General features: G+C 68.1%; 12 protein-coding genes and 1 pseudogene. 7 read left to right on the plus strand and 6 right to left on the minus strand.

The window, feature by feature from the left end:
* The 3 genes and pseudogenes from VGZ32_RS11470 to VGZ32_RS11480 form a co-directional block, all read right to left on the minus strand.
* Window positions 1–419 (minus strand): annotated as a pseudogene (locus tag VGZ32_RS11470) (hypothetical protein); the annotation flags it as partial.
* A 227-nt stretch (window positions 420–646) separates the two neighbouring features.
* Entirely contained in the window at window positions 647–1921 is a 1275-nt protein-coding gene (locus VGZ32_RS11475) for an alkaline phosphatase family protein (RefSeq protein WP_326885927.1), read from the minus strand.
* 377 nt (window positions 1922–2298) lie between these two features.
* The gene (locus tag VGZ32_RS11480; protein ID WP_326885928.1) at window positions 2299–3726 is read right to left on the minus strand and encodes a ricin-type beta-trefoil lectin domain protein; all 1428 of its coding nucleotides are present in this window, start codon (window positions 3724–3726) and stop codon (window positions 2299–2301) included.
* A 651-nt stretch (window positions 3727–4377) separates the two neighbouring features.
* On the opposite strand from VGZ32_RS11480, the gene VGZ32_RS11485 reads away from it, so the two are divergent.
* The 4 genes from VGZ32_RS11485 (at window position 4378) to VGZ32_RS11500 (ending at window position 7182) form a co-directional block, all read left to right on the plus strand.
* On the plus strand, window positions 4378–4581 hold the full coding sequence (locus VGZ32_RS11485) for a hypothetical protein (protein WP_326885929.1): 204 nt from the start codon (window positions 4378–4380) through the stop codon (window positions 4579–4581).
* Window positions 4582–4901: 320 nt separating this feature from the next.
* Window positions 4902–5540, plus strand: a complete 639-nt coding sequence (locus VGZ32_RS11490) for a hypothetical protein (RefSeq protein WP_326885930.1) — start codon at window positions 4902–4904, stop codon at window positions 5538–5540.
* 206 nt (window positions 5541–5746) lie between these two features.
* Window positions 5747–6367 carry a sigma-70 family RNA polymerase sigma factor gene (locus VGZ32_RS11495; protein WP_414642533.1) on the plus strand — a complete coding sequence of 207 codons (621 nt, stop codon included), beginning with the start codon at window positions 5747–5749 and terminating at the stop codon, window positions 6365–6367.
* Complete coding sequence (locus VGZ32_RS11500) at window positions 6364–7182, plus strand: zf-HC2 domain-containing protein (protein ID WP_326885932.1); 819 nt, start codon at window positions 6364–6366, stop codon at window positions 7180–7182. The genes VGZ32_RS11495 and VGZ32_RS11500 overlap by 4 nt, the downstream gene beginning before the upstream one ends.
* Window positions 7183–7365: 183 nt before the next feature.
* Here the strand turns inward: VGZ32_RS11500 and VGZ32_RS11505 are convergent, their stop codons facing one another.
* On the minus strand, window positions 7366–8229 hold the full coding sequence (locus tag VGZ32_RS11505; RefSeq protein ID WP_326885933.1) for a hypothetical protein: 864 nt from the start codon (window positions 8227–8229) through the stop codon (window positions 7366–7368).
* Between the two features lie 393 nt (window positions 8230–8622).
* On the opposite strand from VGZ32_RS11505, the gene VGZ32_RS11510 reads away from it, so the two are divergent.
* A complete protein-coding gene (locus VGZ32_RS11510; RefSeq protein WP_326885934.1) occupies window positions 8623–9573 on the plus strand; it encodes an RICIN domain-containing protein in 951 nt (316 codons plus the stop codon).
* 227 nt (window positions 9574–9800) lie between these two features.
* Here VGZ32_RS11510 and VGZ32_RS11515 read toward each other — a convergent pair whose 3' ends face one another.
* Entirely contained in the window at window positions 9801–10166 is a 366-nt protein-coding gene (locus VGZ32_RS11515) for an EthD domain-containing protein (RefSeq protein WP_326885935.1), read from the minus strand.
* 208 nt (window positions 10167–10374) lie between these two features.
* Between VGZ32_RS11515 and VGZ32_RS11520 the strand changes: the two genes are divergently transcribed.
* Together VGZ32_RS11520 and VGZ32_RS11525 are read left to right on the plus strand one after the other, a co-directional pair.
* Window positions 10375–11088, plus strand: coding sequence for an SDR family NAD(P)-dependent oxidoreductase (locus VGZ32_RS11520; protein WP_326885936.1), 714 nt, complete (start codon window positions 10375–10377; stop codon window positions 11086–11088).
* A gap of 15 nt (window positions 11089–11103) precedes the next feature.
* On the plus strand, window positions 11104–12300 hold the full coding sequence (locus tag VGZ32_RS11525; protein WP_326885937.1) for a cytochrome P450: 1197 nt from the start codon (window positions 11104–11106) through the stop codon (window positions 12298–12300).
* 17 nt (window positions 12301–12317) lie between these two features.
* On the opposite strand, the gene VGZ32_RS11530 is transcribed toward VGZ32_RS11525, so the two are convergent.
* The coding region (locus tag VGZ32_RS11530; RefSeq protein ID WP_326885938.1) for a tetratricopeptide repeat protein at window positions 12318–12749 on the minus strand (432 nt) is incomplete at its 5' end.

Consider the following 12749-nt stretch of genomic DNA (forward strand, 5'->3'; position numbering starts at 1 on the left):
GCGAAGCTCAGGGCCAGCGAGAACAGGATCGGCCCGAGGCCGTCGGCGGCCTTGTGCCCGGTCGCGCCGGCAGCCCCGGCGAGCACCGCGCGCACGACGAGCAGCGCGCCCCACAGGTAGAGCGTGTACTTGGTCCCGGCCCTCCACCACCCGCCGTCCTGCTCGCGCCACACCCGGATCGTGGTGCCGCGCCACAGGCCGAGGCCGATCGAGAGCAGCGCGCCGACCACGATGAAGCCCAGGTCCGCGCCGGACTTCCAGGTCGACGCCGGGGTGTCCTTGATGCCGAAGTAGCCCATGATCAGCGGGGCCAGCACGAGCAGTCTCGGCTTGACCGGGGCGGCCTTGACCTGCTTGGCCAGGATCCAGATCACGGCGGCGGCGATGAGCAGGATGTTCGCCGCTGTGTTGACGTTCATGCATTCCCTCCGGACGCTCTTCCGGCGGCCCTCGTCACCGCCTGCGGCCAAAACTAGGCCCGCGCCCCCTGCCTGATCCTCAACCTTGGGGTTGGCATTCGGGTGGCAGGCGACGTCGGCGTCCCACCGCGAGGCGTCAACCCAGGGGTTGAGGACTCGGAGCCATGTGCCGGTCGAGCCGGTCGGAGGGGTCGCGACGTCCGTCGCGTCCTGCCCGGGTCATCGCTTCAGCGCGACGCGGGCCCTGGCGGGGGGTTGGGGGAGAGGACCACCGGTGGACGCGGCGCCTGGCCGAAGTCGAAGTCCGCCATCAGGTCGCCGAGCTGCGGCGCGTTCTCGCGGACGTCGGGCCGGGGGTCCGGGCGGCCGTCGGTGGCCGGATCGAGCCGCTGTCCCTTCAGGAACAGGTCCTCGATGAACTTGTCGTAGGCGTCGAAGCTGAGGGTCTGGTGATCGATCATGCCCTGTTTGGCGTAAGGGCTGATGACCAGGCCGGGCACCCGCAGCCCGTAGCCGTTCTCGTCCACCGTGGGCGGCGCGACGTGGTCGTAGAAGCCGCCCCAGTCGTCCCAGGCCAGGAAGATCGCGGTCGAGTCCCAGTCCGGCCCCTGCATGATCGCGTTGATGAGCGTCGTGACATAGGCCTGCCCGGCGGAGATCTTGGCCGGCGGGTGCTCGCTCACGTCCCCGGAAGGCGCGATCCACGAGACGGCCGGCAGGGCGCCCTTCTGTGCCTGGCCGAGGAAGTTGTCCAGGGACTGGATGTTGCCCAGCTGCCCGTCCGCCTTGACCGTGTCGAAGTAGGGCAGCGGGTTCCAGATCCCCGGGGTCTTCGCGTTCTGCTTGATCGGCGCGCAGGTCACGGCGCTGTCGTCCTCGCAGTCCGGTTCGGTGCCGGTGGCCACGTAGTAGCCCCAGCTCACGCCGTATTCGTGCAGCAGGTACGTCAGGTCGGTCCAGGCGTAGATCGGTGCCTTGCCCGTGCCGCCGCCCGCGCCCTTGAAGTCGGGCGGGTTCCCCGGATTCTGCAGGGCGTTGACGCAACTCGACGGATTGTCGTGCTGGGTGCAGTGGGCCGACCATTCGGAGACCATGAACAGGTGCTCGGGCAGCGACCAGGAGGCGTTGGGTTCGAACATGTGGTCCTGGAGCACGAAGTCCCTGGCGTAGGTCCAGTAGTTCGGGATCTCCCTGGCGTCGTGCCAGCCCATCACGTCCGGCACGCTGCTGTTGGCGCAGGCGGGGTTGTTCGGGTCCAGGCAGCCCTTGCGGGCCTGCTCGGCCTGCGTGACGAAGCCGTTCATCGCGCCGCCGGCGATGTCGGCGGTGGCGTTGGACGCCCCGTGCGGGCCGCCGCCGTTGACGTCGTTCGGATCATGGAAGGGCTTGTCGCAGCCGCCGTTGGCCGGGTCCGGGACGCACACGTTCGCCGGTATGCCGTCCGCGCCGGGGAAGGTGCCGAAGTAGCTGTCGAACGACCGGTTCTCCTGCATGATCACCACGACGTGTTTGATCTTCGCCGCCCCGGACGGCAGGCCCGCGACAGGTCCCGATGTGAAAATCCCCGTCGGGGTCGCACCAGGAGCCGTCGCCGTACTCGTGGTTCCCGGAGCGCCCGATCCGCTCGCCGTACACGCCGCCGCGAGCACGAGGACGCAGAGCGTCCCCAATATCGCACGCGGTCTCATCCCTCTGCCAGCCATGGTGATCACGCTACGCAGCAGGGCGTGTGGGCCCGATAAATAAAAGGTGGGTGTGCTTACACGGCACGGTCCCCAACTGCGCCGGCCAGGCTTAGGTCTAGCAGGTCCTCACGCACGGACCGGGGCGGACGTGCGGCTTCGAAGCCCGACATCCGCCCCGGTATGTTCGTACACGCTTACGGCAGACTCCATGACTGGTTGGAGTTGCCGGAGCAGTCCCAGATCTGGAGCTGGGTACCGGAGCCGCCCCAGCCGGTGTCGTCGAGACATCTGCCGGATTGCGGGTTGAGATATGCGCCGTTGGACTGGTGCTCCCAGACCTGTGCACCGGTGCCGTTGCAGTCGTAGAGGTCGACCGTGGTGCCGTTGGTCGTGCCGCCGCCGTTGATGTCCAGGCACTTGCCGAGGACCTGGAGCTGGTTGCTTGAAGTGAGGGTCCAGGACTGCGCGTTGGTGCCGTTGCAGGTGTAGACCTGGACCGGGTTGAAGTTGGTGGTGCTCGCGGAGCGGTCGTCCAGGCACAGGCCGTTGTAGGCGAGGGTGACCTGGCCCGGGCCGGTCCCGCCGCCACCGCAGTTGCTCGTGCAGCCACCGCCTCCGCCGGTGAACGGCTGGAACGCGCGGGCGAAGTCGCCGGTGTTCTGGCTCACGCCGCTGCAGTTGCCTGCCGCGGCGGTCGCTCCGGGGCAGCCGCCGTTGTCGCGGTTCTCCGACCAGTACGACAGCAACGCGATGCCGCGCGACGCGGCGTACGACTCGACGCTGGACGCGTCGGAGAGGGTGAAGATCTCTCCACCGCTGTCGTTCTGGCCGATCATCGGGGTGTTGCCGAGCTTGGCGTAGGCCGCGGCGGTGGACAGCCCGAAGGCGGAGGCCACCTGCCCGGCGACCGCGTCGACGGCCTGGTTCGCCGCGTTACCCATCTCGGTGCCCGAGCTTCCGTAGTCCATCGTCATGACGTTGACGACGTCCGGGACGAAGCCGTTGGCCTGGGCGTTGTCCAGCAGGTTGACGCCGTCCTGGGTCAGCCCGCCGGGGTTGGTCGGGACGGTGAACGAGATCGACAGCTGGCGCCCGTTGCCCGCGGCCCAGGACCGCACCTCGGCCAGGGCCTTGTCGCGGCGGTCGATCCCGGCGCCGTTCGTCAGCGAGTTCGATTCGATGTCGAAGTCCACGTGGCTCACGTTGAACGTGGCGATCACCGACTCGATCTGGGCGGCGGCGGCCTCCGGGCTGGGACAGGAGTCGCCCAGCTCCGTCAGGTTCGTGTCCGACCCGTAGCCTCCGAACGAGATCGACACGTCGCCGCCCTCGGCGCGCAGATTGTCGATCTGCGACTGCATCGTCGACTGCTCGCCGATCTGCCACTGGCAGTTGGTGCCGTCGATGAAGGCGATGGTGAAGAACTTCGTGCCGGTGTTCGCGGCGACGTCGGTCAGCGTGACGTTGCCGGTCCAGGTGTCCACATAGGGGGCGAAGACGTGGGCGGGCCACGGATTCGGGGAGGAGGCGAGCGCGGATGAGGCGGAGCCCACCACGACTCCACCGGCTCCGGCGGCGACCAGCGCAGCCAGGCCGATGCCTGCTCTCAAGCGTACGAACATCCACGACTCCTTCGGCGGGGACCGGATCCCGTGCCGGCCCAGGACTCGGCCGAGGCCCGACGGGACCTGCGCCGACTCCTCACCGAGGCGAGATCGCCATCCGCGCGCCGACGGATGGATCATTGTGTTTCTGCCGCTCGGCGGTGCTGACCAGCGTCAGGTGTTCTGGTCCGCTGGTGCTCCACCGCCTGCGCGCAGGCGAACCACGCACCCGTCGTCGATACGGCGGCATCGCACAGCGTGAGAGTCACTGGTATAGACCAGGGAGCGTGGGTAGGTATAGGAGAGCGCTCTCTGTGGAAACTGTCAAGATTCAAGGCGCGAACTAAGTGGTCGACCGTTTCGGTCACGCGCTCACTGGGAGCAATCTCGCCGCACAGCAGTGCGAATCGATTACCCGATCCCCGTCCGCGTCGACCGCGGTGGGCCGGGTCGGTCGGAGTCGCACAAGCCGGAAGTGACTAGACGACAGGCCAGATATTGGCGATCCGGTCAATACACACCGGGAGGGCCCTGACGGATCGTCAGGACATGACGACACAGCCAAAGCAACGCGATCCGCGCCGTATCGCCCGCGTCCGCTCGGACACGCTTCCGCCACTTCTCCGGGTCATCAACATCAGCGGACGACGGTGGTTCATCCTTGGCTTGGTGCTGCTGACCATCATGGGGCTCGCCGTCTGGACGGCACACCGCGACCCCGTGGCGATCTCCGCGCTCTTCTTCGCCATTGCGGCGATCCTGCGCGCCGTTCCCAAGATCATGGAGGAGCGCGCCCGCATTCTCCACGAGATCGAGCGGCGCGAATCCAAGCACGCCGGCGATCCGGGACGCGACACCGCGGCCGCGGCCTGACCTCGCCCAGCGGTCATTTCAGCTCGTGCCGCACCCAGACGTCGTTCCACGTAGACGGCGTAGTCGTGGGCCAGGCTGCTGAGCACCGGCACCAGCGCCCCGGGGACTGCCGTGTGACGCAGATCACAGTCTTTGGATTGAGAAATACTCGCCTGTAATTCGTATCGCGCGCGTTCTCTATTTATATCCGGGCCTCGTAAAAAATCTTGAAACTGGATTGAGTAGCCCGCCGACCGCCCGCGTATACACAGGTACAAGCGCCGAACGGGCGCCCGAGAATCACAAAGAATTCCCACGACTTCTCTTCCAGGGGTATCTCCATGTCTGTTTTCAAGCGCGCCGCCATTCTTACCGCTTCGCTCGGTGCCGTCGCCCTCGTGACCACCGCGTGCAACGGGTACGGCAGCTCCTCCTCCGCGGCCCCGGCCGCAGCCGCGACCACCGCGGCCGCGCCGCAGTCCTCGGCAGCGCAGGACTCCTCGAACGGCGCCGCCACGAACGCGGGTGCGGCCCTGGTCGCCGCGGCCTCCCCGCTGGGGCAGATCGTGGTCTCCGGCAACGGCATGACGCTCTACCGCTTCGACAAGGACTCCGCCAAGCCGCCGACCAGCAACTGCTCCGGCAAGTGCGCGACCCTCTGGCCCCCGGCCACCGCCGCCGACACGGTCTCGCTCAACGGCGTCGACAAGTCCCTGGTCGGCGAGATCACCCGGGCCGACGGCACCAAGCAGCTGACCCTGAACGGCTGGCCGCTCTACACCTACGCCGGCGACAGCAAGCCCGGCGACATCAACGGCCAGGGCGTGGGCGGCACCTGGTACGCCGCCACCCCGACCGGCGGCAAGGCCAAGGGCACGGCCGCGGCCGCGGCCGCCACCGGCAGCCCGACTGACAACTCCGGCGGTTACAGCAGCGGCTACGGCAACAACAGCGGCTCGACCTCGTCCAGCGGCTGGTAGACCCCGGTGCGCCTGGTGGGCCGGTCGCCGAGAAGGAGCGGCCGGCCCGCGCCAGGGCCCTGGTTCGGCGCCGATCGGCGATCGCCGGTCCGGCGCCGCGCTCGTGCGGAGCACTCCTCCACAGTGCTTTTCCACACACGGTGCTTTGTTTTTCCACAAATATCGCGTCCGGCACCAGCAAGACAGCGTTCGTCGGACACCGATTCATGTCACGCAGGGCATCGCATGTCGACCGGGAGGACAGGGTGCGGAAGGATAGCGCCGTGACCGAGCGCCCCACCCGCAGACCGGAGGCGGACGAATCGCGCGCCGCCGGCGTTGCGCCCGACGAGGCGATGATGCGCGCCCTCTACCAAGAGCATTCCGGCCCGCTGCTTGGGTACGTGATGCGGCTGGTAGGCGGCGACCGCCACCGCGCCGAAGACGTGGTCCAGGAAACCCTGGTGCGCGCCTGGCACAACGCCGAACAGCTCCAGCCCGGCGCCGGCTCGCTGCGCCCCTGGCTGGTGACTGTGGCCCGCCGGATCGTGATCGACGGGCACCGCAGCCGCCAGGCCCGGCCGCCCGAGGTGGACGCCGGGCCGTTGGAATTCATCCCGGCCGAGGACGAGTTCGACAAGACGCTGCGGATGATGACCATCTCCGACGCGATGACCGCGCTCAGTCCCGCGCACCGCGAGATACTGGACGAGACCTACTACAAGGGCCGTACAGTTAATGAGGCGGCGGAAGCGCTCGGCGTTCCCGCGGGTACCGTGCGATCGAGGGTCTTCTACGCACTTCGCTCGCTGAAGCTGGCCCTGGAGGAGAGGGGGGTGACATCGTGACCACAGAGCAGCGCGCGCCTGAGAGCGACCCGCACATCGATGTCGCCGCCTACGCGCTCGGCCTGCTCGATCCGGCCGAGGCGGCCGCTTTCGAGGACCACCTGGCAGGCTGCGATATCTGCGCCGACGAACTCGAGTCGATGGTCGCCCTCGAACCGATCCTGGCCGAGTTCGGCGCCGAACGGCAGCCACCGGCCGACCCCGGAGCGCCTACGCGCGGGAAGCACGCGGCGGGATTGCCGTCGATGCCTGGGTCGTTGACGCAGCCGCAGCCGCAGCAGGCGTCCGGGGAATCCAGCCCCATGCTCGACGCGCTGATCGGCCGCGTCGCCGAGTCCCGCAAGCGCTCGCGGCTGCGTCGGATGTACGCGCTCGCCGCCGCGATCGTGCTGATCGTGGGTGGGCCGGTGGTCGCGAGCGTCATCACGGCGAGCAACCACAACTCGACCGTGCAGGGCGAGGGCACCGGGCCGACGAACGCGCCGCTGCCGGTCACCGGCGAGCAGCACAGCGCGGTGAACTCCGTGACCGGGGCCTCGGCCACGGTCGGCTTGGTGTCCATGAAGTGGGGCACCCACGTGGCGCTCAAGCTGTCCGGCGTGCACGGACCGCTGACCTGCGACCTGGTGGCCGTCTCCAAGACCGGGCAGCGCCAGGTCGTCGCGACCTGGATAGTGCCGAGCCCGGGTTACGGAGTGCCCGGCGCCACTGCGCCGCTGGTGCTGTACGGCGGTGCCGGGATGAAGCAGTCTGACATCGACCACTTCGACGTGGAGACGACCACGGGACAGAACCTGGTCACGATCCCGGTCTAGTGCGGTGCCCACCAACCTTGACCGGGCGTCGGAACTACGAGAGCCATGCTCCACCGAGGTCGCCAACCCGGCGAGTCCCTGTGCCGTATTCGGCGCGTTGGGCGGATGCCTTCTGCATGATCTCCGCGCGGCGACTGTTCGGGCGACGACGCCTTCGACCAAGTAACCGCGAGGGCGGGACGGTTAGGCGCCTGCTGACGGAGTGGCGGTGGCGGACGTAGCGGGCTTGCGGGCATCCCCCGCCGCGATCTCCGTGGCGATCGCCGCTCCGTTTGCCGCATGCCGCAGCCGCACGTAGACGACCGCTCCGGGCACCAACTGCGCGCGGGTGAACGGCCGTGCGGCCGTGCCGAACTTCGTTCCCGTCGCGATCCGCACCGTGAGGGCCGTGCCGTTGGCTGTCTTGCCGGTGAACGAGTCGGTGCCGACGGCCGTCACGGTTAGCCGCGCGGTCAGCACCTTTCCGGTCTTCGCGCCTTTCGACGAGCCGGCCGATGGGTTCGCGGGCGACACGCTGGTCGTGACCGCAGGCGAGGCGCCGGGTTTGCCGCCTGACGACTGAGTGGCCGCGTATACCCCGACGCCCAGGCCGGCGGCCAGCACCGCGACCGCGCCGAACACGACCGCCGAGCGCGTCTTGCCACGCCACCGGGCCGGTCCCGCGGGCGCCGCGCTCGAGTAATCATCGAAGTCTGACTGCGGCGGAGGCGACGCGAACCCGGCGCCGTAAGCGGCTTCGGACGCGAAACCGGGACCGTAAGCGCCCTCGGCGGAGCCATACGGCGCTGCGCCGTACTGCCCCGCGCTGTACTGGCCCGCGTTGAACTGGGCTGGGTTGAACTGGGCTGGGTTGAATTGGACGGTGGCTTCCGTCTCGACCGGTGGAAGCTCGGCCGTCGGCTCGCTCGAGTACGGCTCGGGGGAGGGGAAGGACTCGACCGGCGCCTGGTCCTCTTCCCGCCGGGCGCGGAAGGCCTCGAACAGGCCGAGCGGGTCCTCCGGGGACTGGGTCTCGCCGAATGGATCTTTCTCTTCGTGACCGGACACGGAAACCTTCCCCGGGTCGATAGTGCTTACCCTGCCAGTCGACCGCATCCGGAGTAAGGACAGCGTCAGTGCCCGCCCGCGCGCTGATCACGGCATGTGCCGGCTCGGAGCGGGAGAACGCTGATCCTTCCGGCGGCCCGTCGGCTTCTTCCGGCGCTCGGTTGACCGTCCCGCGCCGGAGTCGTATCGTCCCACTACCGTCAGTAAAGCTGACTAACCTCGATTGAGTCACACATCTGATCGACCGGGCGGCGCACCGGAGCGCGCAGAGGGCAAACGAGGCTGCGACAAGGCGGGAAATCAGGGTTCGCACGGTGACCCCGTGTCGGCGGGAACCGGATCTCCGCGTTGAGGCAAGTACCCGTACTGCACCGCACCGGAAAGGAATCCCGCATGCGCTTGACCAAGCGCTGGTTCGCCATGCTGGTCGCCGTTTTGGTGACTGTGGCGACGGCGGCCCTGGGCCTGATCACCTCCTCAGTCGCCGCTCAGGCGAGCACCACTCAGAACTACGAGGTCACGCTGTACGGCTGGCCGGACAACTCGCCGCCCGGGGACGCCATCGCGTACCCGGTCATCCACAGCGTGGCCAGCGGCACCGGCACGTACTCGGACCCGATCACCTTCGCCACGGACCAGAACGAGCTGTCGCCCGGAACCATCGTCTACTACCCGTACCTGCACCGGTACTTCATCATGGAAGACGACTGCGTCGAGTGCGACTCCGACTGGAACAACGGCGTCCGCCACATCGACCTGTGGGTCGGCGGCCAGGGCGGCAACTCGGGCGACGTCATCAACTGCGAGGACAACCTGACCCAGGGCTCTTCGCCGGTCATCGTCGCCCCGCCGAGCAACGAGCCGGTCGACACCACCCCGCTGTTCAACTCGTCCACCAACACCTGCTACAACCCGTCCAGCTTCAACGGTGGCGGTGGAGGCGGGGGCGGTGGTGGAGGCGGAGGCTCGACCGGGAAGATCACCGGTTACCAAGGGCTCTGCCTGGACGACCGCAGCGCCAGCACCGCGCTGTTCAACCCGATCCAGGTCTACACCTGCAACGGCACCAACGCGCAGCAGTGGACCGTGGAGAGCAACAACTCCCTGCAGGTGCTCGGCATGTGCCTCGACGTGAATGGCGCCGGCACCGCGAACGGGACGAAGGTCGACCTGTACACCTGCAACGGCACCGGGGCGCAGACCTGGACGCCGGGTGCGAACGGGTCGCTGGTGAACCCGAACTCCGGCAAGTGCCTGGACGACACCGGGTGGGGCGGCTCCGGCACTCAGGTGCAGATCTGGTCCTGCTCCGGCGGCGCGAATCAGTCCTGGACGTTGCCGTAGCAGCTGCATCGGCGGCGGACCGGGCTGAGGCGCTGCTGCACGGTCTGCCTCACGCGCTGGCTCTCTGAGGGCTAGAGCGGGGGCAGACCGGCGCCGCGTGCCAAGCCCCACGCAGTGACGGACCCGTTCTCCGGGCGGCAATTCCTGCCCGGGGAACGGGTCCTCGCATGACGGCTGGCTGTGCCGGGTCGGCCAAGGGCTCTGCTGTAATCGGCGAGCGCAGGCACTCAGCAGACGGTGTGCTCTTCGGTGAAGAACAACCGAGAGTGCCCGAAATCGATGAAGGTCGACTCGTCGTCGAGCAGCTCCTGCATGGCCTTGAGGCCGTCCGGCGCCTCCATGGCCGCGCGGACGGCATCCGCGCTCTCCCACCAGATTTCCGTGATCCCGTCGTACGGAGCCTCGAGACCGCGGGACTGCTGCAGCAAGTCGTTCAGTGCGCCTTCCACCGTGTGACTTTGGACGTACCGGGTCGCCCGCAGTGCCTTCTGCCGTTCGGCGACCTTCGGCGCGTGTTGCTGCAACCAGTAAGAAGCGAATGCCTCAGCGGATATGTCTTCCTTCCGGGTCAGACAATAGACCAGTTTGATCACGTCGACTCTCCCAAAATCATCTTCTCCGGGTGTCCCTTTCACCAGACCGCGGGCGACGGGGTCGGACCATCATGAGCGGGTTGAATGAGCCGCATAGTCAGCGAACTTTGCCCGTTCGGACCATAGTTCGCGGACATCGGATAGGCAACCTGCGCGCTCGGCGCTTTGCTGGGGGAGTAGGCCACTTCTTCCGAAGAAGGAATCGTTCATGGACTCCCAGTCCCAGAAGGTCGCAGTCATCACCGGCGCGTCGCGGGGCATCGGCGCCAGCCTCGTCGAGGCCTACCGCGGGTTCGGCTACGCGGTGGTCGGCACGTCCCGCTCCATCGCCCCCGCCTCAGAGGACGCGTTCCTCGCTGTCCCGGGCGACATCGCGGACGCCGCGACCGCCAAGCGCGTCATCACCGAGGCCGTCGCGAAGTTCGGCCGTATCGACACGCTTGTCAACAATGCGGGAATCTTCGTCGCCAAACCTTTCACGGATTACACGCCGGACGAGTACGCCGCGCTGATCGGCGTGAACCTGGGCGGCTTCTTCCACATCACCCAGCTGGCCGTCGAGCAGATGCTCGCTCAGGGCGGCGGCCACATCGTCAACATCACGACGAGTCTGGTCGACAATGCCGATTCGAACGTCCCCTCGGTACTGACCTCGTTGACCAAGGGAGGCCTGCAATCGGCGACCAAGTCCCTCGCCATCGAATACGCCACGCGCGGCATCCGGGTAAACGCCGTCTCGCCCGGCGCGATCAAGACCCCGATGCATCCCGAACAAGCCCTTCCGATCCTCGCCGGCCTGCACCCGGTCGGCCGGATGGGCGAGATCGGCGACATCGTCGAAGCGGTGACCTACTTGGAGAACGCGCACTTCGTCACCGGCGAAATCCTTCATGTCGACGGCGGCATGAGCGCCGGGCACTAGCGCGGGAGGGGCGAAATGGAGGAGCAGACAAAGGCCGTCGCGCTCGCCGACGTGCTCGCTGACACGGGCGCCATGGACGCGTTGCGCGAGCGCGGCCCGATCCATCGTGTCCTGATGCCGACCGGGACGCCGGCGTGGCTCGTGGTCGGCCACGAGGAGGCGGTCGCGGCGCTGAGCGACACGCGGCTCTCGGTGGCCGCGATGATGGAAGCCGGAGTGCTCGACGGCGGCAAGCTCACCACCGACCAGCGCAACGCATTGCTCAAGGGGCTGACGAACGTCGACCCGCCGGACCACCGGCGGTTGCGGCGGCTGGTCTCGGGGGTCTTCACCGCCCGGCGGATCGAGGCCATGCGGCCCTGGATCAGCCAGCTGACCGACGAGCTCATCGCGGCTTTCGCGGACAAGGGCCGGGTCGAGCTGATGGCCGAGTTCGCAACTCCGCTGCCCGTCCTGGTCATCTGCGAACTGCTGGGCATTCCGGAGGCGAGCCGGGATCGCTTCCGCGCGTGGTCGCGTGCGGTCCTCTCCGGGCTCGGCACTCCGGATTTCCCGGTGGACGCCGCCGTGGAGTTCACGGCCTATCTACGCGGCCTGATCGCGGAGAAGCGCGAGTGCCCGGACGACGGACTGCTCTCCGCCATGATCCAGGCCCGCGACGAGGGCGACGCCTTGAGCGAGGACGAGCTCACCGCGATGGCGACCGTGATGATCATCGCAGGGCACGACACGACCCTGAGCCTGATCGGAAACGGGATCTACCTGTTGATGATCGAGCCGGACCGGGCGGAGAAGCTGCGCGCGGACCCCGGCCTGATTCCCGCCGCGATCGAGGAGTTCCTGCGCTTGGAGAGCCCTGTCCCGGTCGCGAACATCCGCGCCGCGCTCAGCCCGGTCGACATCGGCGGCGCGCACGTGGAGCCCGGCGAACTCGTCATCATCGGCCTGCAGGCGGCGAACCGGGACAAGGCCGAGTTCGCCGCCCCGGACCGGTTCGACATGGCCCGCGCACCCGGCCATCAGCTGGCCTTCGGCTACGGCATCCACTATTGCCTCGGGGCGCCGCTGGCCAGGCTCGAGGGCGAATTGGCGATCGGAACACTACTGCGCCGCTTCCCGGATCTCCGGCTCGCGGTGCCGGCCGCCGAGCTCACCTGGAGCCGGGCGCTCTTCGTGCATCGGCTGAACGAGCTGCCGCTCGCATTCGGATAGGCGCCCGAGTACCGAGATCACACCGATCGTCGACTCGTCTCGGCGCGGATCAGGTCGGCTTCTGGCACGGCCAGCTCGGTATAGATCTTGAGGGCTTCGGATAGGTGGTTCTGTGCCTCAAGGTGTTCGCCGAGGGCCGTGAAATCGTGGGCGAGGCCGTGGTGGGAGCAGGCTTGTTGGTACCTCGCGCCGGTTTGATCGGCCAGGTCGAGCGCTGCCGCGTGATGCGCCAGAGCTTGTTCGGCCTGGCCGCGGGCGAGGAGCGTCTCGCCGAAGCCCAACAGTGCGTCGATCTCTCCGCGGCGGTGGCCCATCTCCCGGCACAGGGCCAAGGACTGGTGCAGCAGTTCGGCCGCGTGCGCGGCGCGGTCCTGGCGCAGCATGGCCAGGCCGAGCAGGTTGAGGGCGTCGGCCTCGGCGTAACGATCGTCGATCTCGCGGCAGCGTTC

It is taken from the genome of Actinocrinis sp. (assembly GCF_035938995.1).
In the GTDB taxonomy this organism is placed as follows: Bacteria; Actinomycetota; Actinomycetes; order Streptomycetales; family Catenulisporaceae; genus DASZGI01.

Coding starts and splice junctions, on each gene's coding strand:
- VGZ32_RS11480 (WP_326885928.1), bottom strand. CDS start 3,726: ATGTTCGTACGCTTGAGAGCAGGCATCGGCCTGGCTGCGCTGGTCGCC.
- VGZ32_RS11490 (WP_326885930.1), top strand. CDS start 4,902: ATGTCTGTTTTCAAGCGCGCCGCCATTCTTACCGCTTCGCTCGGTGCC.
- VGZ32_RS11495 (WP_414642533.1), top strand. CDS start 5,747: ATGTCACGCAGGGCATCGCATGTCGACCGGGAGGACAGGGTGCGGAAG.
- VGZ32_RS11510 (WP_326885934.1), top strand. CDS start 8,623: ATGCGCTTGACCAAGCGCTGGTTCGCCATGCTGGTCGCCGTTTTGGTG.
- VGZ32_RS11520 (WP_326885936.1), top strand. CDS start 10,375: ATGGACTCCCAGTCCCAGAAGGTCGCAGTCATCACCGGCGCGTCGCGG.
- VGZ32_RS11525 (WP_326885937.1), top strand. CDS start 11,104: ATGGAGGAGCAGACAAAGGCCGTCGCGCTCGCCGACGTGCTCGCTGAC.